General features: G+C 48.3%; 23 protein-coding genes. 15 read left to right on the forward strand and 8 right to left on the reverse strand.

Going from position 1 to position 26,486, the window contains the following annotated elements; genetic code table 11:
- Position 1 precedes the first annotated feature (1 nt).
- Positions 2-1,753, forward strand: a complete 1,752-nt coding sequence (locus tag CWI78_RS09175; RefSeq protein WP_126782410.1) for a TIGR03545 family protein — start codon at positions 2-4, stop codon at positions 1,751-1,753.
- Between the two features lie 13 nt (positions 1,754-1,766).
- Here the strand turns inward: CWI78_RS09175 and CWI78_RS09180 are convergent, their stop codons facing one another.
- From CWI78_RS09180 to CWI78_RS09190, 3 genes are read right to left on the reverse strand one after another with little or no spacing between them, the layout of a single operon-like run.
- Positions 1,767-2,945 (reverse strand): E22 family MetX-like putative esterase, encoded by a 1,179-nt coding sequence (locus CWI78_RS09180; protein ID WP_126782412.1) that lies wholly within the window; start codon positions 2,943-2,945, stop codon positions 1,767-1,769.
- Complete coding sequence (locus CWI78_RS09185) at positions 2,942-4,570, reverse strand: long-chain fatty acid--CoA ligase (protein WP_126782414.1); 1,629 nt, start codon at positions 4,568-4,570, stop codon at positions 2,942-2,944. Before CWI78_RS09185 ends, CWI78_RS09180 begins: the two co-directional genes overlap by 4 nt.
- A gap of 23 nt (positions 4,571-4,593) precedes the next feature.
- On the reverse strand, positions 4,594-5,886 hold the full coding sequence (locus tag CWI78_RS09190) for a GntP family permease (protein WP_126782416.1): 1,293 nt from the start codon (positions 5,884-5,886) through the stop codon (positions 4,594-4,596).
- 216 nt (positions 5,887-6,102) lie between these two features.
- Between CWI78_RS09190 and CWI78_RS09195 the strand changes: the two genes are divergently transcribed.
- A complete protein-coding gene (locus tag CWI78_RS09195; RefSeq protein ID WP_126782418.1) occupies positions 6,103-8,310 on the forward strand; it encodes a TonB-dependent receptor in 2,208 nt (735 codons plus the stop codon).
- A gap of 98 nt (positions 8,311-8,408) precedes the next feature.
- Positions 8,409-9,059 (forward strand): response regulator transcription factor, encoded by a 651-nt coding sequence (locus CWI78_RS09200; RefSeq protein ID WP_126782420.1) that lies wholly within the window; start codon positions 8,409-8,411, stop codon positions 9,057-9,059.
- Here CWI78_RS09200 and CWI78_RS09205 read toward each other — a convergent pair.
- The gene (locus CWI78_RS09205) at positions 9,033-12,380 is read right to left on the reverse strand and encodes a PAS domain-containing hybrid sensor histidine kinase/response regulator (RefSeq protein ID WP_126782422.1); all 3,348 of its coding nucleotides are present in this window, start codon (positions 12,378-12,380) and stop codon (positions 9,033-9,035) included. The two genes, CWI78_RS09200 and CWI78_RS09205, sit on opposite strands and share 27 nt — an antisense overlap.
- 2 nt (positions 12,381-12,382) lie before the next feature.
- The gene (locus CWI78_RS09210; protein ID WP_126782424.1) at positions 12,383-12,997 is read right to left on the reverse strand and encodes a trimeric intracellular cation channel family protein; all 615 of its coding nucleotides are present in this window, start codon (positions 12,995-12,997) and stop codon (positions 12,383-12,385) included.
- A gap of 144 nt (positions 12,998-13,141) precedes the next feature.
- Here CWI78_RS09210 and CWI78_RS09215 point away from each other — a divergent pair, with 144 nt between their 5' ends.
- From CWI78_RS09215 to CWI78_RS09270, 12 genes are all read left to right on the forward strand, one after another.
- Positions 13,142-14,656: a sigma-54-dependent transcriptional regulator gene (locus CWI78_RS09215; protein ID WP_126782426.1), complete on the forward strand. Its 1,515-nt coding sequence runs from the start codon at positions 13,142-13,144 to the stop codon at positions 14,654-14,656.
- 138 nt (positions 14,657-14,794) lie between these two features.
- Positions 14,795-15,130 carry a preprotein translocase subunit YajC gene (gene yajC, locus CWI78_RS09220; RefSeq protein ID WP_126782427.1) on the forward strand — a complete coding sequence of 112 codons (336 nt, stop codon included), beginning with the start codon at positions 14,795-14,797 and terminating at the stop codon, positions 15,128-15,130.
- Positions 15,131-15,158: 28 nt separating this feature from the next.
- On the forward strand, positions 15,159-17,003 hold the full coding sequence (secD, locus tag CWI78_RS09225; RefSeq protein WP_126782429.1) for a protein translocase subunit SecD: 1,845 nt from the start codon (positions 15,159-15,161) through the stop codon (positions 17,001-17,003).
- A gap of 8 nt (positions 17,004-17,011) precedes the next feature.
- Positions 17,012-17,959, forward strand: a complete 948-nt coding sequence (gene secF / locus CWI78_RS09230; protein WP_126782431.1) for a protein translocase subunit SecF — start codon at positions 17,012-17,014, stop codon at positions 17,957-17,959.
- A gap of 39 nt (positions 17,960-17,998) precedes the next feature.
- On the forward strand, positions 17,999-18,775 hold the full coding sequence (gene yaaA, locus CWI78_RS09235) for a peroxide stress protein YaaA (RefSeq protein ID WP_126782433.1): 777 nt from the start codon (positions 17,999-18,001) through the stop codon (positions 18,773-18,775).
- An 11-nt stretch (positions 18,776-18,786) separates the two neighbouring features.
- Positions 18,787-19,668, forward strand: coding sequence for a DUF3014 domain-containing protein (locus CWI78_RS09240; RefSeq protein WP_126782435.1), 882 nt, complete (start codon positions 18,787-18,789; stop codon positions 19,666-19,668).
- 4 nt (positions 19,669-19,672) lie between these two features.
- Positions 19,673-20,275 (forward strand): 1-acyl-sn-glycerol-3-phosphate acyltransferase, encoded by a 603-nt coding sequence (locus CWI78_RS09245; protein ID WP_126782437.1) that lies wholly within the window; start codon positions 19,673-19,675, stop codon positions 20,273-20,275.
- Complete coding sequence (locus CWI78_RS09250) at positions 20,269-20,919, forward strand: GNAT family N-acetyltransferase (RefSeq protein WP_276567882.1); 651 nt, start codon at positions 20,269-20,271, stop codon at positions 20,917-20,919. Before CWI78_RS09245 ends, CWI78_RS09250 begins: the two co-directional genes overlap by 7 nt.
- Positions 20,920-20,974: 55 nt before the next feature.
- Positions 20,975-21,439, forward strand: a complete 465-nt coding sequence (ribH, locus tag CWI78_RS09255) for a 6,7-dimethyl-8-ribityllumazine synthase (RefSeq protein ID WP_126782441.1) — start codon at positions 20,975-20,977, stop codon at positions 21,437-21,439.
- A gap of 10 nt (positions 21,440-21,449) precedes the next feature.
- A complete protein-coding gene (gene nusB, locus CWI78_RS09260; RefSeq protein WP_126782443.1) occupies positions 21,450-21,869 on the forward strand; it encodes a transcription antitermination factor NusB in 420 nt (139 codons plus the stop codon).
- A 3-nt stretch (positions 21,870-21,872) separates the two neighbouring features.
- Entirely contained in the window at positions 21,873-22,877 is a 1,005-nt protein-coding gene (thiL, locus tag CWI78_RS09265; RefSeq protein ID WP_126782444.1) for a thiamine-phosphate kinase, read from the forward strand.
- Between the two features lie 14 nt (positions 22,878-22,891).
- Positions 22,892-23,374 (forward strand): phosphatidylglycerophosphatase A family protein, encoded by a 483-nt coding sequence (locus CWI78_RS09270; protein ID WP_126782446.1) that lies wholly within the window; start codon positions 22,892-22,894, stop codon positions 23,372-23,374.
- A gap of 24 nt (positions 23,375-23,398) precedes the next feature.
- Here CWI78_RS09270 and dxs read toward each other — a convergent pair whose 3' ends face one another.
- From dxs to CWI78_RS09285, 3 genes are read right to left on the reverse strand one after another with little or no spacing between them, the layout of a single operon-like run.
- Positions 23,399-25,255 (reverse strand): 1-deoxy-D-xylulose-5-phosphate synthase, encoded by a 1,857-nt coding sequence (gene dxs, locus CWI78_RS09275; protein WP_126782448.1) that lies wholly within the window; start codon positions 25,253-25,255, stop codon positions 23,399-23,401.
- 4 nt (positions 25,256-25,259) lie between these two features.
- Positions 25,260-26,147: a polyprenyl synthetase family protein gene (locus CWI78_RS09280; RefSeq protein WP_126782450.1), complete on the reverse strand. Its 888-nt coding sequence runs from the start codon at positions 26,145-26,147 to the stop codon at positions 25,260-25,262.
- Positions 26,144-26,383 (reverse strand): exodeoxyribonuclease VII small subunit, encoded by a 240-nt coding sequence (locus CWI78_RS09285; RefSeq protein WP_126782452.1) that lies wholly within the window; start codon positions 26,381-26,383, stop codon positions 26,144-26,146. Before CWI78_RS09285 ends, CWI78_RS09280 begins: the two co-directional genes overlap by 4 nt.
- Positions 26,384-26,486 lie beyond the last annotated feature (103 nt).

Genomic DNA, 26,486 nt, shown 5'->3' on the forward strand with positions numbered 1-26,486 from the left:
TATGAAGCGCAGTATCATTCGCTGGCCGGGACTGGCTGTATTTGCCGGGTTCGTACTGTTTTTAGTCGCTGTCTCCTGGCTGTTTTTGGATGCCATTATTAAGGTCACATTAGAGCACACGCTGGGACGACTGAACGGTGCGGAAGTGAACATTGAGCGGGTTGAGCACAGTTGGGTACCGCTATCACTAACGCTGGCGGGCATTCAGGTGACTGATCCTAATGTGCCGAAAAATAACCGTGTCCAAGTTGGTGAGGCTTCGGCCGATATCAGTCCGACCGAAATTGTGTTGGGCAGAACCTTAATTGAACAGCTCACCATGACTGGGGTGCGGGTGAACCAACCTCGGGAAAGTGAAGGCGAGGTTTATGTCTTACCGGATAAAGAAGACATGCAAGGTTGGGCAAGTCAGTCATGGGATAAATTGACCACCTCGCTACCGTCGGTGGATGAGATTGTCAGCCAAGTCGATTTGCGTACAGAAAAAGTGATTGATGAAGCAAAAACGGCTTATGAGCAACAAGAGCAAGAAGTAAAAGTCTCTCGGGAAGCTTTGCCTAGTAAGGAAAAGATAAAAGAATACGAAGAGAAAATTAAGCAAATAACCGAAGGTAAGGTTGAGGGCCTGAGTGATATTGCGGCGAGAAAAAAGGCCTTAGATGAGTTAAAAGACTCGATTCGGTCCGATAAGGACGCTGTCAGCAACTTTCGTGATGAAGTGAAACAAGCGAAAGACGTGGTTCAGAAGCAAATTGCCGAACTTAAGAACGCGCCGGGGAACGACATCGACCGAATTAAATCGTTTTTCAGCATAGACGGTAGTGGTTTGCAAAACGTCACGGGTTTGCTTCTGGGTGAAAAGGCCCGGGAGTGGAGTAAGTACGTACTTCTGGCTTATGAGCAGCTAGGACCTATGCTGGCGCGCTCTGATAATTCTGCCACGGTAGAACCGGTGCGCGGGGAAGGCCAGAGAATCTCTTTTGCCGACGATAATGCACCGCCGGAGTTTTTAATTAAAAAGGCCCGTACAGAATTTATGATTGGTGGCACGGTTATCGACGTTGACTGGCAAAATATTACTCATCAGCATAATTTGTTGGGTCAACCGACGACCTATCAAGCCAGAGCCGACAATAGCGACTTGTGGAATGCGTTTAACCTAAACGGTGAGTTATCACTGACTAATTTGGGTATTGATGCGAAGCAGCAATGGCAGCTAAAAGGCGCCCAACTACAGAACTTAGGCCTTAGCGATAGCAGCGAGCTGAGCGCTCGGGTTGTTTCGTCTTTGCTGGACAGTGACGGTACGGTTTTGGTGCGTGAGAATAAGTTGGATGGTAAAGCCATGGTGCGGATGCTGGAGCTTGACTTGGCAGCTGAGGGCAGTAGCAAACTGACTTCAGCCGTTGCTGGCGCTTTGACGCAATTGCAACGGTTGGATATTACCACCAATATTGGTGGCGACATTCAACGGCCGTCGCTGAGTTTTGAATCTGATTTGGATGATCAGTTAGGCGATGCGTTGGCTCAATCTGCGATGGGTGAAGCCGATGAGAAACTGTCTGAAATAAAAGCTGATCTTACCGCCAAAGTTTCAGAACAATTGGGCGGTCAGCAAGGCCTGCTTGAAAACCTGACACAATGGGATAATGAGTCAGGTGAAACGAGTAAGCAATTAAAGGAGCTGTTAAAAGCAAAAATTGAAGACAGTCTCAAAGACAAGCTTAAGGGCCGCCTGTTCGGCGACTCTTAAGCCTTTGCCGGGGTTACTCAGTGGTTAAAAACTCGCTGAGTAACTCGGCTTTTTGTTGAATTGAAAACAGTCCATTTAAGTGTCCCCACGGACCATCAATTTCTTCGTACTGAACCTCTTTACCCATTTCCCTAAGTTGATCAGCTGTGTTTTCTGCCAGATACGGCATTAACAACAAATCGTTACTGGATGGCAAAAATAACGTTTTTGCAGAAATGTTCTTTAATCCTTTTTCCAAAGTATCCTGATGACCGGCAACAAACAGTTGATTTGCACGCACCAGATAAAGAATATGGTTCGCGTCAGCCAATGGCGCACGGGCACGGCTGGCACTGTATAACCATTCCACAGCCGGCAGTTCATGAGTAACGGACTCAAGGCCTTTTTCAGGCAAGGTTTCCTGTTTCGGCACGGCCTGATTAATGTATTCCGGATGCATAGCACCCTGTGTGATCATCGCCTGTGCCATAGTAACGCCTTCTAAAGGTGCGTCGCCTTCGTAGTAGTCACCACCGTTCCAGTTAGGGTCCAGCTTAATTGCTTTTGCCCACTGCTCCAGGCCCATTATGGTCCAGGCGTCTAACGAACCGGCACCAATAACCGACACCATACGCTCAACCCAGTCTGGGTAAGCCGCCGCCCATTCAATAGCCTGCAAAGAGCCCATAGAAGCGCCAACCACTGCGTGCAATTTTTTAACGCCCAAGTCCTCCAGTAACGCTTTTTGCACATTCACAAAGTCGCGTATGGTCACCACCGGAAAGTCTAAACCATAGGGCTTACCGGTATCCGGATTGGTACTGGCAGGACCCGTGGTAATGACATTTGGCAGGTTAGGGTAAGCGTTGACTAACGAGTCAACGCTGATGACATAGTACTTGTCAGTATCAATGGCTTTGCCTGAGCCAATAATGGCATCCCAGTAGCCAGCTTGCTGGTCATCTTTACTGTATTTACCGGCGGCGTGGCTATTCCCGGAAAAGAAGTGAGTGATCAGAATAACGTTGTCTTTAGCTTCATTGAGTTCGCCATAGGCTTCCCAGCCTACTTTTACGTCTTTAATTGTTTCTCCTCCATGGGTGGTGTAATTATCCATGGTAAAGCTTTGTTTTTCGACCCACTGGTCAGCGCTTAGCGGTAAGCTGATGAGCAGCACCGTAAGGCTTATAAAAGTTGTCCATACTCGTGTCATGACACATTCTCCTGTAAGTAATTTTGGTACTGCTCACGCAATGTATTTTTAACCAGCTTGCCAGTGCCGGTATGGGGTAATTCATCCACAAAGACCACGTCATCCGGCGTCCACCAGCGGGCTATTTTTCCGGTTAGAAAATCTTTGATGTCTTGTTTTGATAGCTGGTGTCCTTTATTCAACACGACCAACAATAACGGGCGTTCGTCCCATTTCGGGTGTTTAACACCAATGACACAGGACTCGTTAACCGCTTCGTGCTGGCTGACAATATTCTCTATATCCAGCGAACTGATCCACTCTCCGCCGCTTTTAATCACATCTTTTTTGCGGTCGACTACTTTCATAAAGCCTTCGGAATCGATGACGGCAATGTCGCCGGTCGCCAGCCACCCATTAGGGAAGCTACTTAAATCGTCGTTGCGAAAATACTGTGACGCAATCCAGTGTCCGCGAACCTGCAATTCGCCCCGGGTTTCGCCGTCGTTAGGCAGTGGCTTATCGTCGGCATCAACAATGCGGTGTTCAATGCCAAACACCGGACGGCCAGCGGTTGTCTGCAACTGGTATTGTTCGTCTTTCGGGCGATTAACAATATCCGCTTGTGGCGGTACCGAGTGAACCAACGGGCCGGTTTCTGTCATTCCCCATATCGGCTGCCAGTAAACGTCGTATTCTTTATCGTAAGTTTTGACTAAGCCGATAGGTGAGGCTGCGCCGCCAACACAAACTCGTTGCAATGACGGAATATCCAACTGATTTTCGCTGAGATAATTATGCAGGGTCAACCAAATGGTGGGTACGCCCAGGCCGACCGTGACGTGTTCGTCGCGAATCATGTCAGCCATTGCCACGCCTGATGTTCCGTCGCCAGTAAACACTAACTTACAGCCGGATAAAGGACCCGCATAGGGCGCTCCCCAGGCCGCGACATGATACATAGTGACCATTGGCATCAATACGGTATCGTTGCGTAAATCTAGCATGTCGGCACTGACGGTTGCCTGTGCGTGTAACACCATGGCGCGGTGCGAAGCGAGTACGCCTTTGGGGTTGCCCGTGGTACCCGAGGTATAACAAAGCAGAGCTGCGCTATCTTCATCGACGTCCGGCCAGTCATAGTCTGTAGGCTCTGACGCTAAAAGCTCTTCATAACAAAGCACATTCTTAAGCTTGGTATTCGGCATGTGGTTTTGGTCGGTCATCACTACAAAGCCTTTTACCCCGGGCAACTCGTCTTGAATGGACTCTAATAGCTCGACGAAGCTTAAGTCGACAAACACCCAGCCACTGTTCGCATGGTTCAGTATCCAGGTAATTTGTTCGCCGAATAAGCGAGGGTTTACCGTGTGCATAACAGCACCACTGCCACTCACCGCATAATACAGCTCCATGTGGCGATAGGTATTCCAGGCCAGGCTGGCAACGCGTTCGCCAGGCTGCACCCCCAAATTTTTCAGCGCATGGGCTAATTGCCCGCTTCGTTGCCAGCAATCGGCATAACCGTAGCGATGAATGTCACCTTCCAGCCGTCGGGTGACAATTTCCTGTCGTGGGTGGCGGCTTGCTGCAAATTTCAGCAAATCAATAATTTGCAGCGGCCGTTTCATCATATTTCCTAACATGGTCAAATCCCCTTACTGCCGGGTTACAGCATGAACAAGCCAATGGCCACGGCCAGACCCATTAATGGCACCACAACGGTTACTGCGGCAACCGCCCAATAAGCCGCGCTGTGTTTCTCGTTACAAATGGCACGAATGGTCGTCACTACGTAACCGTTGTGCGGCAGCGAATCCAGCGCACCAGAAGAAATCGAAACAATACGGTGCAGTTGTTCCGGGTTCACGCCAGCCGCCATATAGTGCGGGCCGACTTCAGGTAAGGCGATAGCTTGTCCGCCGGAAGCTGAACCGGTTAAACCGGCAATAACACTGACAGCAACGGCAGCGCCAACTAATTCATTCCCCGGCAAACTGGTCATCGCATTAACGGCGGTATCAAAGGCTGGAGTGATTTTTGCGATACTGCCAAACCCAACCACTGCCGCGGTGTTACCGATAGCGACTAACGCGCCAGTTGTTGCTTCGTGAATGGCAGTTTGTGGCTTATGAAAATGCTTAAAGTTGATGATAGCAATTGCTATGACACCACCTAACAGTGCAACGATGAGTGCGTTTTGCTGCAAAGTATCGTGAAAGGTGAAAGAGAGGCTTAGAACCACCAGTAACGGAATTAACCCGCTAACAGGAGAAGGCAGCTCTCGTTCCAATAGTATCGGGTCACCTTCACGTGCTTCGAATTGCTCTCCGTTTGCTATCGCACGGTTAATAATTTTTCTTAACCACCAGTAACCGAATGTTGCCATTAACACCGCGACTACCAAGCTCACTTCCCAGGCGGCATAGGGTGAGGTGCCTAGGTATTTAACCGGTATCCAGTTTTGAATTTCTGGTGAACCTGCGGAGGTCATGGTAAAAGTGACGGAACCAAAGGCCAGCGCAGCCGGAATAAAACGGCGAGGTAAATTGGCGTCTTTGAATAAACTAAGCGCCATTGGGTAGACCGAGAACGCGACAACGAAGACGCTGACGCCACCATAGGTCAGAATAGCGCAGGCCAGAACAACCGCAAGAACCGCTTGTTTACGACCCAGCTTGTTGATGATCCAGCGTGCGACGCTGTCGGCAGCACCGGTGTCTTCCATAAACTTACCGAACATAGAGCCCAGTAAGAACATAAAAAACCAGGCCGCAACAAAACTGGCGAAACCGTCCATGTAGGCACTGACAAAGTTCACGTCACCGGTGAGTAACGGTACACCGCTACACAAAGCCACGACAACGGCGCAAAGAGGGGCACTGATAAACAGGTTCATCCCTCTTAAAGTGAGTATGATGAGCAACACAAGGCCGCCGATCAGACCAATCATACTTAACATGAGTTACCTCGCAACGAAAAAAGAAACGGACCATGCTCTGAATCGCTGCATGGATGTATTGTGCGTGATAAAGGGATTTGCCCCTATAGTACTATGGTACAGATCACAATCTTAACAATTTGCGCTAGGTTAGTAAGCAACCATGACTCTGAACCGTTAAATTGCTGTAAACGGAAATAATAAATACAAACGACATAACCTGTCAGGGGAACAACAATGAAACAACCCAACTTTCAGAAATCACTGATTGCAGCAGCGGTGGCTACTTTGCTAGGCAGCCCCGCCGCTTTAGCGCAGCAGAATGAAAATACTGAAGCGCAAGACGGCAAGCTGGAGCGAATTGAAGTCACGGCACGTCGTACAAACGAGAGCTTGCAGGAGGTACCTGTTTCTGTCAGCGCATTTGGCGAACAAGAGCTGGAGCAAAGCGGTATTGAAGACATTACAGAGCTTCAGTTTAAAATGCCGAACACCACTTTCCAGGTCAGCCGGGGCACTAACTCGACGCTGACGGCTTACATTCGTGGTATTGGTCAGCAAGATCCACTCTGGGGCTTTGAACCGGGCGTTGGCATCTACATTGACGATGTTTATGTTGCCCGACCTCAGGGAGCGGTATTAGAAGTATTGGATGTGCAGCGTGTGGAAGTTCTGCGTGGTCCGCAGGGAACGCTGTACGGCAAAAACACCATCGGCGGTGCGATGAAATATGTGACTCGTGAACTGACCGGCTATAACGAGTTTGAAATTAAGGGCACAGTCGGTAGTTATAATCAGCGTGATTTAAAAGTGTCGGGTCAAACCGCATTGGCTGATAACTTTTACGTCGGTGGTGCGTTTGCTACGTTGAACCGCGACGGTTTTGGTGAATTCGTCAATACAGGTGATGAAAACTACAACAAAGAATTGATGACGGGCCGTCTGAATGCCAAATGGTTAGTTTCCCGCGACGTGTCAGTAAAATTTGCGGCAGACTGGACAGAAGATGACTCGAACGCTCGAGGCGGGCATCGTTTGCTGCCAAGCTTGTTGAGTACGGAACCGGCACTGGACGATGTGTTTGACTCCTATACGGCGATGCCGACCGACAATACGGTTGAAACCGAAGGTTACTCGGCCACGGTAGACTGGAATATTAACGACGCCTGGGCATTTAAATCAGTAACGGCTTATCGTGAAGGTTACACCGATACCAATATCGATTTCGATTCAACAGTCAACCCCGTACTGCTGGTGCCTGCAATTTATGAAGACGAGCAGACGACCCAGGAGTTTCAGTTAAGTTATGGCAGCGACCGCTTTGATTTCATTGGCGGCTTATATTTTTACGAGGGTGAAGCCTGTGGTGTCTTTGGCACCGTACTTGGCTTACTGGATTTGACCATTGATAACGGCGGTTGTGTTGATACCTCCAGTGCGGCCTTATTTGGTCAGGGAACCTATCAACTCGATGAGCAATGGGCGGTAACTCTGGGCGGACGCTATACTCGCGATGAGAAAGACGCTGATGTTTATCGCTATACCTACGCCGGTGTGAAGTTCCTTGATCGTGGCGATTATTCCGCCGACCCTATTGTGGTTAATTCGGATTTCAACACCAAGGAAGACTGGAGTAAGTTCTCGCCTCACGCGAGTATTCGCTATCAAATGGATCCCAGCCTGATGTTTTACGCCAGTTACAGCAATGGCTTTAAGTCGGGTGGTGTCGATATGCGCGCTGATGTATCACTGAACCCCGATGCGCAGAATCCTTACGACCCGGAAGTTGTTGATACCTTTGAAATTGGTGTGAAAAGTGAGCTGCTTGATGGCCGTTTACGTCTTAACGCTTCAACCTTCTATTCTGATTATCAGGATATGCAGGTGACCGTTCAGCGGGCGATTCCAAGCGGTGTTGCATCGCAAGTTCTGAATGCCGCAGATTCGACCGTTAAAGGGGTGGAAGTTGAAGGTACTTTTGCCGCAACATCCAGTTTAAACTTCACCGGTTCCATTGGTTATATTAACGCCGAATTTGACGAAGTGGCGTTCTTTAACCCGGATACCCAGCAAGTGGAAGACGTATCCGGATTGTGGTCTTTTGCGAATACGCCGGAATTGACTGCGAACTTAGGCTTTAATAAAGAGTTCAGCCTGGCGAGTGGCTCATTAGTCTGGTCAGCAGCGGTTGCCTATCGCGATGAAACGCAGATCTTTGAAGTGCCGTCACCACTGGATGAAGAGTCTTACAGCATCGCCAACACCAGTGTCGTTTGGTACTCCAATTCGAGTAACTGGACGGTCGGGCTGCATGCCAAAAATGTATTCGATGAAGAATATCGTTTATCAGGCTATAACTTCGGTTCTACTTTTGGAGAAAACATTGTGACCGGTTATTACGGCGATCCCCGTACTGTATCGCTTTCTGTCGGTTATCGTTTTTAATCCCCCGGCCAGCGTTACCTGATAGATGGGCAACGCTGGCTTTTTTCTTCTAAGTCGCTAGCATGGTCACTAACTCACAGTTGAATTCAGCAGGAACTATGGCCAGAGCAATTATTGCTGATGATCATCCGCTTTTTCGGGCGGCAATGAAGCAGGCGTTAAGTGATAGTTTAGATAGCGATATTATTGAAGCCTCAAGTTTTTCTCAGCTAGAACAACAGCTAAAACAATACCCTCAAATTGAACTGGTGTTTCTTGATCTCTCCATGCCGGGTAATCGGGGCCTTACCGGGCTGACGGTTTTACGCAGTCAGTTTCCTGATATTCTAGTTGTTATTGTTTCTGCTAATGAGGATACTCGGGTAATACGCCAGGCGATGGCACTGGGCGCCAGTGGTTATATTCCTAAATCGGTACCGTTACCAGAGTGGCAAACGGCAGTGACAACGGTGTTATCTGGAGACAACTGGCTACCTGAGTCCATGCGCACCATAAACCTCACTGAACCTGATGCTGAAATGAGTGACTTTGCCAATAAACTTGAGCAACTGACACCGCAGCAATTCAAAGTGTTGCAATGTATAGCGGATGGTCTGCTGAATAAGCAGATTGCTTATGAGCTTGGGGTACAGGAAACCACCATCAAACAACATGCTTCAGCCATCTTACGTAAACTAAAATGTGTGAATCGAACACAGGCCGGCATTCTCTTCCGGCAAATGTTAGATACTTCGGATACGCTTGAGTAGCCTTTTTAAAGCGCCACTTTTTAATGGTTTTGGAATAAAGTGTGCATTCGCTTCCAGGGCCTGCTCTCGTAATAGTTCATCGGGATCAGCCGAGTTGATAATAGCTGGTGTGTTGGTGTTCCAGGCTTTGCGCATAGCAAGGACCAGTTCAATTCCGGTGTTGCCATTATCCAGGTGATAATCCGCTAAAATAAGATCACAAGGTTGATGCAAACGAGCCTGGTTTACATCAGCAGCGGTGAGTGTTTCAGCTCCCCAGTCGGCCAATAAACCGGCGGTTGCTTCCAGTACCTGGGGGTCGTTATCAATGACTAAAACACGGACGCCCTGCAGTAGCTGTTCATTAACGGCGAGTCTCTGGGAAACGATGGGGCCAGATGTTTTCTCCCAACCCACAACAGGCAATGTCAGGCTGAAGGCCGTTCCTTTACCCAGCGATGACCACAAGCTCAAGTCTATCTTCAACAGTCGGCACATACGCTCAACAATCGACAGTCCAAGCCCAAGCCCGGGATTATCGCCACTGGATTGCAACTGGTGAAACTCACGGAATATATCCTGTTGCTTGTGTTCAGGAATACCGGACCCGGTATCAATAACACAAATGGTCAGATGGTCTTGCTGTCGTCGGAAACCCAGCACAATGCGGCCTTGTTCGGTATAGCGCAGAGCGTTAGAAAGTAAGTTTTGTACAATGCGCGTGAGCAGCTTTCGGTCAGTATTAACCAGAGCAGAACTTTTGTGGTAGTTCAGTTGCAGCTGCTTTTCTGTTGCCATCATCTGATAACGTTCAACTAAGGGTTGCAGGGCCTGATCAATAGAGAAACGTTGATAGTCCGGCTGTAAGTTACCGGCATCCAGTTTGGTCATATCCAGCAACATTGTGAGCAATTCTTCAGCGTGCTCAAGTGAGCGATGAATGTTTGATGCCAGAGGTAAATACTGCTGCGGCAGTCTGGACTGCAGCATTTCACAAAATAAACTGGCCGCGTTAAATGGCTGCATTAAATCGTGGCTTACTGCGGCAAAAAAACGTGATTTACTTTCATGTGCCCGTTCTTCTGCTTGCTTAGCGGATAATAACTGGCGCGTACGTTGGTCAACTCGTTGTTCCAGCTCTTGATTAATTTTTTGCAGTTGCTTTTGCGCTTCAATGCGCTCAGTAATATCGCTGTAGGTGGTGACAAAGCCACCGCCTGGCATAGGGTTACCTTGCAATTCTATTGTTAAAGACCCTTGCTGGCGCTGATAGCGATAAGCGCTTCCGGTGCGCAGATAATTAAGGCGCTTCTGAATTTCCCCCTCTGCGTCGCCATTCTCCGCCGTACTAAGCAACCCTCGACTGGCGTTGTAGCGCAGCAGTTCTTCAACCGCCATACCGGAGCGGACCAGGCCATCAGGGTAAGCAAAAATTTCCAGATAACGTCGGTTCCATGCGACCAGTCTGAGTTTCTGGTCGACTACGCTGATGCCTTGAGGAATGTTTTCTACAGAGGCTTGCAGTAATTCGCGGTTAAACTGATACAGTTTTGACGCTTCGGTGGCCCAGTCTACGACTCGGGAAACCGGGAATTCCTGTTGTTCCGACACGGTATCGAGCAATAACCGGCTGGCGGAGGTGCCAATGACAGCGGACAGCTCACGTTCAATACGAACCAGCATCGGTGCGGGCACCATCGATTGACCTTCCGGGGTTAACAGATCCATTCTCAAGCGTTGTTGAATAGCGGCAAGCTGCTGATCGTCATAAAATCGTGATAACAGGGAGCGTAACCGAGCCCAGGTTAGGCTGGGCTGCTGCGCGAAGCTGTCACTGCTATCAATAAGTGGGGTTTCTGCCTGAACATTTCTGCTAATCAGAGAAAAGAGCCAGAAGCAGGCGATGTTCGCACCAAGACTTATCAGAACACCGTTGGCAATATCAATATCAGTGACTTGCGGTTGGCGGACGATAGAGGGGATAAGGAGGAGTGTTAGCCAGAGCGCTGTGCCGACCGCGAGACCAGCTAACACGCCGGTTTGTGTTGCTTTACGCCAGATAACAGTGGCCAGAATAGCCGGAGCCAATTGAGCCAGCAGTGCCAGAGACAGCAGTCCTGAATTAACCAACGGCATCGATTCAATGGTGGCCTGGTAGTACAAATAGGCCATAAACATGACCACCACCATTGTCATACGTCGAATAGATAAAATGCGGGTTGGTGTGAAACTAAATTGTCGGAGTTTTTGTCGGGTCATGCGCAGCCAGACGGGCATAACGACATCGTTAGAAACCATAATACTGAGCGCGAGTAATGCGATAATGACCATACTGGTGGCCGCCGACAAGCCCCCAATAAAGGCGATAAGAGTAATATCCGGGCGATCCATCATTAACGGAATGGCCAGCAAAAAGGTATCCTGGCTGGCCTGCTCAGGAGCCAAATGCAGCGCGCTTAATGCTAATGGCAGTATAAAAAAGTTGATAGCGAAGAGATACAGCGGGAAAGCCCAACGTGCTGTTTTTAATTCATCAGGGTGCGTGTTTTCTACGTAACCAACATGGAATTGCCGCGGCAGGCAAAACATGGACAAACCACCCAACAGCATATGGACGGCAAAGACATACCCGCCTTGTTCTCGTCCTGCGAGAACGTCCTGGGTATGTGCGGTTTGAAAACTTTTTTGAAAAAGGTCGGCCAGACCATCAAACACGGTGTAGCTGGCAAATAAGCCAACAATAATAAAAGCAGCCAGTTTGACCAGCGACTCAAAAGCAATGGCGTCCATTAAACCGGAATGTTGTTCGGCCAGACTCAGGCGACGGGTACCGAACAAGAAGCCAAAGCCAATCATAGTTAAAGCAACCAGAAAAGATAAATCAAATAACCAGGAAGGGTTGTTATCAAATCCGGTGACGGCGGCAAAACTTGATGTGACGGCGCGCAGTTGCAGAGAAATGTAGGGAACGACAGCGATAAAGGCTGTAATGGCAACCACGCCCGCTAATAAAGGCGATTTGCCATAGCGAGTGCCGATGAGATCGGCAATTGAGGTGATATTCTGATGCTTGCAGTAATTGAGTAGTTTCAGCTGTAAGCCGTGGAGCACAATAAAGACAATAATTGCCCCAATGTAGGTTGGTGCGAAGGCCCAACCGTAATAAGCCGACTGGGTTATGGTGCCGAAAAAGGCCCAGGAAGTGCAATGCACACCCTGAGCTAGAGCGTAACGGTAGGGTTTTACCCGATTGGATGCAGCGCGGTCACCGCGATAGGCAATGCTGAATAAAATGGTCAAATAAGCAATTGCCGCAAAAACGGTGACTTCGATGCTTAACATGGCTAGTGATCCTGATGGTCACGGAAGACAGTGAGTGACCAGTTATACTTTATTGCTCCGAGACGAATGAGGAGAGTCGATGCCATGCCAGCAGCTAATGCAATCAGAGGTTGGTAGGGCACAAGCACCACATAAACCGTAGCACCTACTATACAGGTGGTGGCATAGAGTTCACTTTTTAAAACCATGGGTATATCACGTGCCAGAACGTCACGCAGCATGCCGCCAAAACAGGCCGATATGGTTCCCATAATGATGGCAATGAAAGGCGAAAACCCGGCAGATAAGGTTTTTTCTGCGCCCATGGTGGCGAAAAAAGCGAGCCCAAAGGCGTCTGCAACCATCAAAGTGGCCATGGGAATATAAGCTCGAAACCTTAACCAAATAATGGTCAGCAGGGCAGCGATAATAATGGTGTACAGGTAATTTGGGTCGTGGGTCCAGAAAACCGGTAAACCGAGAATGAGATCGCGCGTTGTGCCACCGCCAATAGCTGTTGCTGATGCTAAAACTAGTACGCCAAAACCATCCATTTTCTTACGAAACGCTAATAACGTACCAGCTATCGCAAAAACCGCGACACCAGCATGATCAGTCCAGTAAAATATCAATTCCATGAGTAATCAAAATGTAGCAATGGTATAACTTAGTTTGTCATTAACCTTTATTGATTCCCAGCACAAATTGATTGGCTATTTGCCATTCATAATTTTATCATGGCGCCAACTTCAGAGAGGCTGTTGGGCTAAGGATTAGCGAGAATGAGCGCAACTCAATACACGACAAAACACGCGGTTGATGAACTCGTCAATAGTTACCAGCGGGTACCCATGTTAGTTATTGCAACGCACCCGGACAGAACACGGATTGGTGAACGTGCCGCATTAATGGATTTGCATAATCAGGGCAATGATTATTTGAGCCGGGTGAAGCCGGAATTTGCTAAAAATGGCAATGTCGGCAGAGCCTTGCTTGACGAATTTATTAGCCGTTCCCCCATTATTTTCCAGCGAGAGCCAGGCGGTCGAATCAGGCTCAAAGCTCATAGTACTAAAACCACGGTAACGATTGCGGGGCGGGGTGTGCAGGATGAATACATTGTGCAAGAAAAGGAGCTGGATAATGGTGTTGTCATTGGCTTAAATCACCGCGTCGTTCTACTTTTGAAGTTATTACCGCTGCATGACTCGGCAGTCGATGATAATGATGTGTTGTTTGGTATCAGTGCTGACATCAGGGCAATTAGACATCGTGTGGAGCAGCTTGCCGGGATGACGTTGCCGGTCATGATAAGAGGGGCTGCTGGTGTTGGGAAACAGCAAGCCGCTTATGCTATCCACCAAGCCAGCAACGGTAAGAGCCGGCCTTTTGTCAGCGTCAATCTTGCAGCAATTCATGACGCCGTGGCTGAGGTTGAATTATTTGGCAGTGCCCGTAATGAAACTCGACAGCCGGGTTATTTTGAACAGGCCAATGGCGGCACAATTGTATTGGAAGACATAGAAGATGCATCAGTGAGTGTGCATCGCTTACTTTATACCATTCTTCAAAGCCAATCGGTGGTTCCGGTCGGTACCGACGAAGCACTGCCTATTAATTGTCGTATCATGCTGACCAGTCATCACGATCCGGCCGGCATTGAAGAGAATTCCATTTTGTCGATGTTGATTGAAAAGTTATCGGCTTATCAGCTATTTATTCCTCCGCTGACAGAACGCCGGGAGGATATCGGCTTGTTATTTGACTATTTTGTGCGAGAACAATGGCAAAAACTTTATAGTGGTCGTGTTCATGATGTTAAAATTCCTGGTGAACTCATGAGTCAGTTGTTGACTTTTCATTGGCCAGGTAATGTGCGTCAGTTACGAAATGTCGCTCGACAGGTGGTTATTGATAGCCGCGAACAGGAACAGTTGCATCTTGATCCGCAGCTATTGTCTATGCTGAAGCCTGGCGCAGCGAACGGCCATTGGGAGGAAGAACCCGGGGTTCAACGCAAGCCGAATAGTGTCAGCCGTAATGAGTTGTTAGAAACCTTGCGCAGCTGTCGATTTGAATTGCAGGCAACAGCAAAGAAGCTGGGAATTTCCCGGGCATCGGTCTATCAACTGATTCAGCGTTTTGAAGGCGTGCGCACAGCGCAAGATTTATCTGAAGATGAAATTAAAGAAAGCTATGAACTAAATCGCTCCGATACGGAAAGAATGATGTGGGACTTACAGGTGTCGCAGATAGGCTTAAGACGCCGACTAAAAAGTTTAGGCTATGATATTTGATAATACTGAGTGCGGTTAAACTTTCTGATAGTATAACGGGCTTATTAAAATTGAATTGTATTTTGGAGTAACTGTCCCCATATCGTGAGATGGTTGTTCAAAGATTAATAATAAATTTAATTTAACTGAGGGAATTTTATGGACTTTTTTATTAGCTCAGCCTATGCGCAAGACGCAGGTGGCCAAAGTGGCGGTGGCATGGAACTGATTTTCATGCTGGTGATGTTTGCCTTAATCTTTTATTTCATGATTTATCGTCCACAAGCAAAGCGTGTTAAGCAACATAAAGAATTGATGGGTGCGTTGAGTAAAGGCGATGAAGTGCTGACTCAAGGTGGTTTGGTCGGTAAAATCACGAAAGTAAGCGATGAGCAGGATTTTCTTGTTATTGCTTTAACCGATGAGCTGGAAGTAACCATCCAGAAAGGTTCTGTGACTTCCGTTCTTCCTAAAGGAACAATGAAGTCTCTCTAATCTCTGACATTAGAAACAGGGGCACGACGTGTTAAATAAATACCCGTTGTGGAAAAACCTGCTGGTTATTTTTGTCGTTTTAATGGCAGCGCTTTATGCGCTGCCAAATATTTACGGTGAAGACCCGGCAGTTCAAGTTTCCGCAAACCGAAATGCGACCATCGATACCAGCACCATGGATCGCGTAAAAAGCAGTCTGGAAAACGCTGACATACAAGCAAAAAGTATCGCGTTAGAAGAAGAACAGTTACTGGTTCGCCTTAATTCCGATGATGAACAGTTAAAAGCCCGGGAAACTATCCTGGAAAGTTTAGGTGACGATTATATCGTTGCGCTAAACCTTGCGCCTGCGACGCCGGGATGGTTGAAAAGTGTTGGCGCTCAGCCAATGAAGCTGGGGCTTGACCTGCGTGGCGGTGTGCACTTCTTAATGGAAATCGATATGGACGAGGCTGTCCGTAAAATTGTCGATGGTATGAAAGACACGATACGTACTGAACTGCGCGAAGAGCGAATCCGGTACAGTGCTGTGCGCGTTAATGATACAACCGTGGAAGTTGAGCTTCGTAATGAAGAAGCTTACGCAGCGGCTGCCAGCTACTTAGATGGCCGTTATCAAGGTTACACTCTAGTAGAAGACGACGAAAATCAGTTGCTGCAGTTGCAGATGACGGATCAGAAGCTTGCTGAAACACGTGATTACGCTGTATCTCAGAATATTACTATTATGCGTAACCGGGTGAATGAGCTGGGTGTTGCTGAACCCCTTATTCAACGTCAGGGCGCTAATCGCATCGTGGTTGAGCTGCCGGGTGTGCAGGATACGGCCCGGGCAAAAGAGATTTTAGGTGCTACAGCAACGCTGGAGTTCCGTATGGTCGACTCCGAAAACGATGTGCGTGATGCGCAAAATGGTCGTGTACCTTTTGGTAGCGAACTATTACCAATGCGTGACGGACCTCAGCAGTTGCTTAAAGAAGACGTCATTTTAACCGGTGACCACATTGTTAACGCTGGTGTCGGTTACGATGAATACAATCGCCCCCAGGTAAACATTACACTGGATGGCGTTGGCGGCAATAAAATGTCGATGGCGACCAAAGACCATGTTGGTCAGCCTATGGCAACGGTCTTTATTGAGTATAAAGCCACAGATGAACGTGATGCTGAAGGTAATCTGCAATTTACCAAGAATGCCGAAGTTATCAACGTGGCGACCATTCAGTCGCGGTTAGGTGGCAGTTTCCGTATTACCGGTGTTGGCGCTAACGAAGCGCAAAATCTTGCATTGTTGCTACGTGCTGGTGCCTTGATTGCCCCCATACAAATTGTCGAAGAACGTACGGTCGGCCCAAGTTTGGGTCAGCAAAACATTGACTCTGGTACTCAGGCTATTTTCTGGGGCTTCATATTAGTACTGGCGTTTATGGTGGTGTACTACAAAAAGTTCGGAATCGTTGCAAACTGCGCTTTGGCAGCCAACCTGATTCTTATTATTGGCGTCATGTCGATGATACCGGGAGCCACTCTGACCTTGCCGGGTATGGCGGGTATTGTACTAACGGTGGGTATGGCGGTAGATGCGAACGTGCTGATTTTTGAGCGCATACGTGAGGAAATTAAAGCCAAGCGCAGCCCTCAACAAGCCATTCATCATGGCTATGACAGCGCGTTATCGACCATTGCCGATGCCAACGTTACAACCTTGATTGCGGCGCTGATATTGTTCGCTATTGGTAACGGGCCGATTAAAGGCTTCGCCATCACTCTTGCTATCGGGATTATCACATCCATGTTTACTGCGATAGTCGGAACCCGAGCCATTGTTAACTCAGTTTGGGGCGGCAAGAAGCTGTCTAAACTGCCTATTTAGGGGGAGCCATGCAAGAGATTATTAAAACGAATGAACGACTTCCCTTTATGCGTTTTCGTGGAATTATGGGCATCATCAGTGCGTTACTGGTGGTTGCTTCCATCGTTTCATTGTCGGTTAATAAGCTGAATTTTGGGCTTGATTTTACCGGCGGAACGTTACTTGAAGTTGGTTTTGAGAAAGCCGCAGATTTAAACCGCGTTCGGGGAGCTCTCGATCAAAACGGCTTCGGCGATGCTGTTGTTCAGAACTACGGTACGCAGGAAGATATCCTTATTCGTCTGGAGCCGCGTGAAGGGGTGAAAGCGGAGCAGTTGGGTACCGACATCCTAAGCTCGTTGCGCAGCGCATTTGAGCAAACGGTGGAAATGCGTCGTATTGAATTCGTTGGCCCGAATGTGGGTGACGAATTTATTGAGCAGGGCGGATTGGCTATGCTAACCGCTTTAATCTGTATTTTGCTCTACATTGCGATGCGTTTTGAGTGGCGGTTGGCTGTCGGCGCGGTCTCAGCTTTGGCGCACGACGTTATTCTGACTTTAGGGTTGTTCTCCATACTCGGACTTGAGTTTGACTTAACGGTACTGGCAGCGTTGCTAGCCGTTATCGGTTACTCAATTAACGATACGGTGGTGGTTTGTGACCGAATTAGGGAAACCTTCCGTAAGTTCTCTAAGTTGACGCCGATTCAGACGGTTAACCGCGCGTTAACAGATACTCTGAGCCGGACATTAGTCACCTCATTAACAACCATATTGGTGTTATTAACTTTGTTCTTCCTCGGCGGACCATTGATTCATGGGTTTGCTACGGCGTTATTATTTGGTGTGGTTATTGGTACTTATTCATCCATTTATATCGCCAGTACCGTTGCTCTGGCATTTGGTGTCAGCCGTGAAGACTTGATGCCACCAGAAGTGGAAAAAGAAGGCGCGGATCAAGATCCTCTGCAGTAATAGGGGTATGCCGTATCATTTGAATGGAGTGTATTAGACATGTTGGCCGTTGTTTCACCTGCTAAAAACCTGGATTACGAAAGTGACTTGGCAAAACTCAGTGTTAGCCAGCCGCGCTTGCTGGATAATGCTGAGGAGTTGGTCAAAGTCTGCCGCGAACTGAGTCCGCAGCAACTGGGGTCGCTAATGAAAATTAGTGACAAACTGGCAGGACTGAATGCGGCACGCTTTGAAGAATGGCAGCGGCCTTTTAACGAAGAAAATGCACGTCCGGCTATGTTTGCATTTAATGGTGACGTTTATACGGGGTTAGATGCGGCGAGCCTGAGTCAGGACGCCATTGATACGGCCCAGAAACAGTTACGCATTCTTTCCGGCCTTTATGGTGTTTTAAGACCACTGGATCTGATGCAGCCGTACCGGCTGGAAATGGGGTCTAAGTTGGAGAACCCAGAAGGCAAAAACTTATATGAATACTGGGGCGATACCATCACAAAGGTGTTAAACGATGACTTAGCTGAGCTGGGAAGCACAACATTAGTTAATTTAGCCTCTAATGAGTATTTCTCAGCGGTTAAGCCTAAAATGCTGAATGCGGATATTGTGACTCCAGTATTTAAAGATGAAAAGAATGGCCAATACAAAGTCATTAGCTTTTACGCGAAGAAAGCCCGAGGACTTATGGCGCGATTTATCGTGAACCAAAAGCCACAATCCGTGTCTGATCTAAAAGAGTTTGATGCAAATGGCTACTGCTTCAACGAAGCAATGTCGAGCGACAAAGAGCTGGTTTTCTGTCGCGCTGAGCAAAAATAGAGGAGCGCACAATGAGTGACGATCGGGTTGAAACATCACCGGCAACTGAAGAAGCCAGTCGTAAAACGACTTGGGTCGTGGTTACGCTGATTGTGTTGGCCGTTATTGCCGCTATCGTATGGTGGTGGTTACCGGCTTCAGATGACAAAAAGCAGCAGACTGAAACCGTAGAGGTTGATCAGCAACAGTCTTCCGAAGTAGAGGTTGAAGGCTATGGAGAAGCAGTAGAACCTGAGCCTGAAATTGATCCGGAACCGATTACGGAAGAGCCAGAACCCGCACCAGAACCTGAAACTACTGAGCCAGAGCCTGAACCGGTTGCCTTACCTGAGCTGGATAGCAGTACGCCAACGGTATTGCAGAACCTGGATTCAACTGACGTCAATATTCGTCCGTTGAAAAGCTCTCAGCTTATTCGGGACGCGGTGGTTCTAATGGACAATATCAGTAATGGCAGCATTGTGCGTGAGCGGACAATCGTTCAACGCCCTGATGGTCGATTTAGCGTTTTAGAAGTAGACGGTGAGCTTTATATCGATGAAAGCAGCTATCGTCGGTACGATGCGTTAGTCGACTGGTTCGTCAGTTTACAGCCTGAAGCATTAGTTGAAAACTATGAGCTATTTAAGCCGTTAATACAGGAAGCTTATGCAGAAATTGGGTATCCAGAGTCTGATTTCGATAGTACCTTGTTAGAAGCTATTGAGACTGTCCTGGAAACACCGGTACCAGACGGCTTGGTTCAGGTAGAAGACGATAGCGTCATGTATACTTTCGCAGATGATTCCTATGAATCCTTGCCTGCAGCACAAAAGCAATTAATGCGTATGGGACCTGAGAATATTCAGCGTGTAAAAAAGAAGTTGCGTGAAATAAGACGAGCGTTGCAGTAACTTTATGAACGATAAACAAGTCATTCCTGAATTTGTAAAAGGCGAGTTTCCGGTTAGCCATAATCGCTTCCTGCGTTGGGTAGGCCGACTGGGTATGCGCGTTCTGGGCGGCTGGAAAATTAATGGTGAAATGCCTGATGTAAGAAAAGCCATTCTCCCCGTTGCCCCTCATACCTCTAACTGGGACTTCCCGGTTGGCGCTTGCGTCATGCTGGCCATGGGGTTAAAGCTAAACTATTTAGCCAAGAGCAGTCTGTTTCGCTTTCCGTTAAAAGGCTTGCTGACGAAATTGGGTGGAATTCCTATCGACAGAAGCAGCGCCAATGGCGTGGTCGGCAATATGGTAAAAGAGTTCAGAGAAAAAGATGAATTGATCCTGGTGATAACGCCGGAAGGAACCAGAAAACGCGTACATGAATGGAAAAAAGGTTTCTTGCACATGGCGAAACAAGCGAGAGTACCGGTTGTGCCGATAGTGTTTGATTATGCGCGTAAAGCGATTGATATCGGTCCGGCACTGATGATTGGTGATGAAATTGAGAAAGAATTGGCCAGAGTAAAGTCTTACTTTGAGCATGCTGAGGGCAAGCGGGGAGAAGCGTGTTGAGAACTCTTCTCCGGTGCTGTTTTCTGCTCGTTATTCTGCCGTTTTCATATTCGGCTACGGCCGCAGATTTTTGGCAAGAAGATTGGGTATTACCTGAATATGCTGAAGGTAATAGCTTAATTATTCGTCCAATCAAGGCTTCAGATAAGGCTCGTTTTTTTCATAGTTATATGACCTCGCAGAAGTGGCTTTATGATCGCCTCGGCTGGGCGTGGCCCTCGGAAAAAAGCACTATGGAACAGAATGAAACCATGGTCAATTATCATCTTGAGCAAGCCAATGAGCACACGGCTTTTACTTATTTAGTAATCGATAAACAAGACGAGTCCATCATCGGTGCCGTTTACATGGTTCCGGTAGCGGCCAGCCGGGAAGAGAAAAGCGGTATTCCCCGCAGCTCGTATAATGCAGAAGTCAGTTGGTGGTTGCTCGAGTCCGCCGTTAACGACAATTTGCATAACGATTTTTTTGCCTTATTAACCGACTGGTTAGAAGCGAGCTGGCCCTGGCGTCAGGTGTTGTTCCCCGTATCCGAAAATAACGAGACAGCGTTACAGCTGTTGGAAAGTAGCAGCGCGCGGTCGCTGGGCCGTGACTTGGATGCCAAAGAAAAGTATTTCTCCTACGCAATTTCACGCAAATAGTCCCGTATTGTGCTATCATCGCGCGCAATTAACGAACGGTTAATAAGGAAAACTCATGCAGGTAATTGAAGGCGGAATAAACGGAGCTGGTAAAAAATTTGCCATTATCGTCTCTCGTTTTAACCATTTTATGGTAGAGAGCTTATTAGATGGTGCTGTGCAAACGCTCAAACACTATGGTGAGGTAGCCGATGAGGACATCACGGTTGTGCGTGTTCCCGGTGCTTATGAAATGCCGGTAACGGCTAGACGCCTTGCCAGTTCTGGTAAATACGATGCAATTATTGCTGTCGGTGCCGTCATTCGTGGTGGAACGCCACATTTTGAGTTTGTTGCCGGTGAATGTAACAGTGGTTTAGGTCGCGTGGCGACAGAATTTGATTTGCCAGTGGCATTTGGTGTTATTACTACTGACACGCTGGAACAAGCCATTGAGCGTAGCGGCTCTAAAGCTGGTAATAAAGGCTCGGAAGCTGCACTAAGTGCGCTTGAAATGGTTAATGTACTGAAACAACTCTGAGATACAGCAAATGAAACCCGCAGCAAGAAGAAAGGCCCGTAAGCTGGCCGTGCAAGCAATTTACTCATGGCAGTTATCGCAAAATAGCTTTAGCGAGATTGAGGCGCAATTTTTAACGGACAATGACACCAGTAAAGTGGATGTTGACTACTTTCTAGAGTTGGTTCGTGGTGTTGGCGGGCATTACCGGACACTGGACGACGCTTTAGAACCGTTTTTAGATCGACCCATTAAAGAGCTTGATCCTATTGAACTGGCGGTTCTGAGACTGTCTGCTTACGAGCTGCGAGAGCGAGTTGATGTTCCCTATAAGGTGGCTATCAACGAAGCGATAGAGCTTGCCAAGTCTTTCGGTGCGGATGACAGTCATCGTTTCGTTAATGGCGTACTTGATAAAGCAGTCGATACTTTCCGGCCAACCAGGCAGTAATTTATGCCCCGCGATGAATTTTCGCTCATTAATGAATACTTCGCTCATCGCTCCGCAAAACGGGGCGATGTTGCTATGGGCATCGGAGACGACGGAGCGGTCGTGCGACCAATCCCTGAGCATGACCTGGTTATTGTGACGGATACCCTGGTTGAGGGTGTTCATTTTGATAAAACGACACCACCGCGCTCAGTCGGTCATAAAAGTGTTGCGGTAAACTTAAGTGACTTGGCGGCAATGGGAGCTCAGCCTTGTTGGGTCAGTCTGGCACTGACTCTGCCGCAAATAGATGAAGACTGGCTGAAAGAGTTTAGTAGCGGGTTAGATGAAATTTGCAGCTACTACGATTGCCAGCTTATTGGTGGTGATACCACCAAAGGCCCGCTGACAATTACCATTACCGCGCATGGTCAACTGCCTGAAGGAACAGCGATACCGCGTTCAGGAGCCAAAGCCGGCGACTGGATTTATGTCAGTGGCTCGTTAGGCGATGCAGGGCTTGGCCTACAAGTGACCCAGGACAAAGTCAGTACAACAGGCCGCCATTTGCAGCAAGTGATTGAACGTTTGCATTATCCCACTCCCAGAGTCGCTTTAGGGCAAAGCTTGCGGGGCGTTGCAAGTTCCTGCATCGATGTTTCTGACGGCTTGCTGGCGGACTTAGGGCACCTGATGAAAGAAGCGGGTGCGGCAGCACAACTCGAATTAGAGAAGCTGCCATTATCACTCGCCTTAACTGAAACACTCAATGTTGACGATGCACTCGCGCTGGCTTTAACGGCTGGCGACGATTACGAGCTGTGCTTCACTTTGCCGGAAGAGCATCGGGGGCGAATGGAAACGTTAACATCACATCTTAAAACTCGCCCGGTCTGTATTGGTCGTGTTGCCAACGGTGGCCACGGCGATATTCAGCTTCGCTATCATGGCGATGAATGGTCTCTTGCGGATGGCTACCAAAGCTTTAATCACTTTTCGCACAGTGACATGAGTCAGGAAGAAAGCTAAGGAGCCGCCCGTCTATGCCTCAATCTAAGTTATCCTGGTTTAATCCTGTTCATTGGCTGGCTCTGGGCTTTGGTTCAGGCTTAGCGCCGAAAGCTCCGGGTACCTTTGGAACACTGGTCGGTATTCCCCTTGTCTTTTTATTAGCGTCTCTTAGTTGGTGGGAGTATCTGCTGGCCTTGGTTGTTATGACCCTGGCTGGTATCTGGATATGCCAGTACACCGCGAAAGCGATGGGAGAGCATGATCATCCCGCTATCGTTTGGGATGAAATTGTTGGTTATGCTGTTGCCATGTTTGCGCTACCTGTGGAACCTGTTTGGTTGTTAGCTGCCTTCATCTTATTTCGCATTTTTGACATCTGGAAGCCGGGCCCTATTGGTTGGGCAGATAAGAAGCTACACGGCGGAAGCGGTATTATGATGGATGATGTATTCGCTGGTATTTTTTCAGCTGTACTACTGCATTTAGGCTGGTGGCTGTCAGGCTTGGTGAGTTAAAGCCAACCTGACAGCGTCGGTGTTCTAGCCTTTCTTAATAAAGTCATTTACCTGGCGTTCAATTCCAGCGACATCAAGCCCCAGCTCCGCTCGCACTTCTCCTTGCGATCCGTGCTTAACAAACTCATCTGGTAACCCGAGAGTTAATACCTGAGGATTACTAGCCTGCCTAACGACGTATTCGCTAACTGCGCTGCCTGCGCCGCCCGCTGTGACGTTTTCTTCTACCGTAACGAATACTGAGTGGTCTTTCATTAATTGGTCCAGACACGCGGTATCCAGAGGTTTAACAAAACGCATATCAATGACGGTGGCATTAAATGCTGAAGCCGCTTTTTCGACTTCCGGTAACAACGCACCAAAGTTAAGGAATGCAATATCCTTACCCTGATGGATGGTTTTTGATTTGCCGATATCGATGGCTTTGCCCTGACGAACCTCAAGGCCAATGCCTGCTCCACGAGGGTAACGCACGGCTGCCGGGCCTTTATACTGGTAACCTGTGGTTAGCATATCCAGACATTCTTGCTCATTGCTGGGCGCCATGACCAGCATATTGGGTATGCAACGCAGGTAACTCAAATCGAAAGCTCCCTGGTGGGTCGGCCCGTCGGCACCGACAACACCAGCGCGGTCAATCGCAAATAAGACATCAAGGTTTTGCAACGCGACATCATGAATCAGCTGGTCGTATCCGCGCTGTAAAAAGGTGGAATAAATGGCTACGACAGGTTTCATTCCTGCAATGGCTAAACCGGCGGCATAGGTCACGCTATGTTGCTCGGCAATAGCCACATCAAAATACTGTTGCGGAAAGCGTTGCGAAAACTCAACCATACCTGAGCCCTCACGCATTGCCGGAGTTACTGCCATTAGCGACGGGTCGCCACTTGCGGTATCACACAGCCATTGGCCGAAAATTTCAGAGTAGCTGGGAACGCCGGCCGCTTTCTTCGGTAAACTGGACTCTGCCGGGTCAAATTTAGGCACCCCGTGATAACCAATCGGGTCTTTCTCGGCTGGTTTATAACCTTTGCCTTTTTGAGTAACAATGTGCAGTAACTGCGGACCTTTTAAGTCGCGCATATTCGATAAGGTATCCACCAGGGTATCGACATCGTGACCATCGATAGGACCTATGTAATTGAATCCCAGCTCTTCAAAAATAGTGCCCGGTGCCATCATGCCTTTCATGTGCTCTTCAGCACGGCTGGCAAAATGCCGAATATGGGGCAGGGGGCTGAGCAGCTTTTTACTGCCCTCGCGTAATGAGGTATAAAAACGCCCGGATAACAGGCGCGCAAAATGATGATTCAAGGCGCCGACGTTTTCTGAAATCGACATATCGTTGTCGTTTAATACCACCAACATATCCGGTTTTATGTCACCGGCATGGTTCATCGCTTCGAACGCCATACCGGCGGTCATGGCTCCGTCGCCAATAATGGACACAACTTTTTGCTGCAGACTTTGGCGCTGTGCGGCTACAGCCAGGCCTAAAGCCGCTGAAATCGACGTACTTGAATGCCCCACCGACAGAACATCGTATTCGCTTTCTTCCCGCCATGGAAAAGGGTGCAAACCGTCTTTTTGGCGAATAGTGTGTAACTGCTGTTTACGTCCAGTCAGTATTTTATGCGGATAAGCCTGATGGCCAACATCCCAAACCAGTTTGTCTTCAGGTGTGTGGTAGATGTAATGCAGTGCGACTGTTAATTCAACCGTACCTAAACCGGACGCAAGGTGCCCGCTGCTCTGGCTGACAGATGTCAGCAAAAACTGACGAATTTCGGCACACAATTCGGGTAATTGCGTTCGCGGTAAGCGGCGCAAGTCAGCGGGAGAGTTAATTTTATCGAGTAACGGGTATTGTTGAGTCATTCAGTTAGTGGTCCCGCTTTAACAGCAAGTCGGAGAATTGTTTGAGTATGTCGGTATTGTAAGGGATATCGCTTAATGACTGTAGTGCTTTATCGTGTAAGTTTTGTAAGCGCTGTTGAGCACCTTCAATACCTAACAAACGCACGTAAGTTGATTTTTCAGACGCGGTATCTGAGCCCTGAGGTTTGCCCAGCGCTTCGGTGTTACCTGTCACATCAAGAATATCATCCTGCACTTGAAATGCCAGCCCCAGGTATCGGGCAAATTGCTCGAACTTTTGTAACCATTGCTGCGCATCGTTGCTGCCACATAAAACGCCCATGCTGGCCGCTGCGGTTATGAGTGCGCCCGTTTTACTCAAGTGCATTTGCTCCAGCGCACTTTCCGTAACGGTTTTAGCGGTGGCTTGTAAGTCGATTGCCTGACCCGCACACATACCCTGAGCGCCACTTGCTTTGGCCAGTACATTGACGACTTGCAGTTGACGCTCTGCCGATAAGCCTTGCATGCTGCCTTCGGTCAGTATGTCAAAGGCCAGTGTTTGCAGTGCATCACCGGCGAGAATAGCTGTCGCCTCATCGTACGCAATGTGGCAAGTTGGCTGACCGCGACGTAAATCATCGTCGTCCATGGCCGGTAAGTCGTCATGAATTAATGAGTAAGCGTGTATTAGCTCAATGGCAGCTGCCGCACGTATGGCGTCGGTTTCGTTGGCAGCGCAGATATCGGCAATGGTCATGACCAGATAGGGGCGAATGCGCTTTCCTCCGAGCAATACACCGTGCTGCATTGCCTGATTTAAGCGTTTATTTAACGTCAGGTGTTCAAGCTTTTGCTGTAAAAACGTGTCGACTTGTTTTCGCGTTGCTGCTGTTAACGAATCAATCGTCACATCAGTTCTCCATCGCTTTCTTCATTGTCCGGCTGTTGTTGCTCGGCCAGCAAGGTGGTGACTTTTTGTTCAGCCTGCTGCAGTTGCTGTTGGCTGGAGCGTGAAAGTTGAATCGCCTGCTCAAACTTTTTCAGGGATTGCTCTAAGGGCAAATCGCCTTGCTCAAGTTCATTAACCAGTTGCTCTAACTGCTCCAGCGCTTGTTCAAAGGATTGCTGCTTCTGTTCTTCTGCCATAGCTGAGTCTGCCTTAAAATCTGTTTTGAGCCGCATTGCTACAAGAATGAAAGTTAATTATCCGATAAAGAATCCCGAATGTCAGCCGATGATCTCATTATTC

Source organism: Idiomarina ramblicola (assembly GCF_003987255.1).
Lineage (GTDB): Bacteria > Pseudomonadota > Gammaproteobacteria > Enterobacterales > Alteromonadaceae > Idiomarina > Idiomarina ramblicola.

Coding starts and splice junctions, on each gene's coding strand:
- CWI78_RS09175 (WP_126782410.1), top strand. CDS start 2: ATGAAGCGCAGTATCATTCGCTGGCCGGGACTGGCTGTATTTGCCGGG.
- CWI78_RS09285 (WP_126782452.1), bottom strand. CDS start 26,383: ATGGCAGAAGAACAGAAGCAGCAATCCTTTGAACAAGCGCTGGAGCAG.
- yaaA (WP_126782433.1), top strand. CDS start 17,999: ATGTTGGCCGTTGTTTCACCTGCTAAAAACCTGGATTACGAAAGTGAC.
- nusB (WP_126782443.1), top strand. CDS start 21,450: ATGAAACCCGCAGCAAGAAGAAAGGCCCGTAAGCTGGCCGTGCAAGCA.
- CWI78_RS09195 (WP_126782418.1), top strand. CDS start 6,103: ATGAAACAACCCAACTTTCAGAAATCACTGATTGCAGCAGCGGTGGCT.
- CWI78_RS09245 (WP_126782437.1), top strand. CDS start 19,673: ATGAACGATAAACAAGTCATTCCTGAATTTGTAAAAGGCGAGTTTCCG.
- ribH (WP_126782441.1), top strand. CDS start 20,975: ATGCAGGTAATTGAAGGCGGAATAAACGGAGCTGGTAAAAAATTTGCC.
- CWI78_RS09210 (WP_126782424.1), bottom strand. CDS start 12,997: ATGGAATTGATATTTTACTGGACTGATCATGCTGGTGTCGCGGTTTTT.
- yajC (WP_126782427.1), top strand. CDS start 14,795: ATGGACTTTTTTATTAGCTCAGCCTATGCGCAAGACGCAGGTGGCCAA.
- thiL (WP_126782444.1), top strand. CDS start 21,873: ATGCCCCGCGATGAATTTTCGCTCATTAATGAATACTTCGCTCATCGC.
- CWI78_RS09180 (WP_126782412.1), bottom strand. CDS start 2,945: ATGACACGAGTATGGACAACTTTTATAAGCCTTACGGTGCTGCTCATC.
- CWI78_RS09190 (WP_126782416.1), bottom strand. CDS start 5,886: ATGTTAAGTATGATTGGTCTGATCGGCGGCCTTGTGTTGCTCATCATA.
- secF (WP_126782431.1), top strand. CDS start 17,012: ATGCAAGAGATTATTAAAACGAATGAACGACTTCCCTTTATGCGTTTT.
- CWI78_RS09215 (WP_126782426.1), top strand. CDS start 13,142: ATGAGCGCAACTCAATACACGACAAAACACGCGGTTGATGAACTCGTC.
- CWI78_RS09200 (WP_126782420.1), top strand. CDS start 8,409: ATGGCCAGAGCAATTATTGCTGATGATCATCCGCTTTTTCGGGCGGCA.
- CWI78_RS09205 (WP_126782422.1), bottom strand. CDS start 12,380: ATGTTAAGCATCGAAGTCACCGTTTTTGCGGCAATTGCTTATTTGACC.
- dxs (WP_126782448.1), bottom strand. CDS start 25,255: ATGACTCAACAATACCCGTTACTCGATAAAATTAACTCTCCCGCTGAC.
- CWI78_RS09270 (WP_126782446.1), top strand. CDS start 22,892: ATGCCTCAATCTAAGTTATCCTGGTTTAATCCTGTTCATTGGCTGGCT.
- CWI78_RS09185 (WP_126782414.1), bottom strand. CDS start 4,570: ATGTTAGGAAATATGATGAAACGGCCGCTGCAAATTATTGATTTGCTG.
- CWI78_RS09240 (WP_126782435.1), top strand. CDS start 18,787: ATGAGTGACGATCGGGTTGAAACATCACCGGCAACTGAAGAAGCCAGT.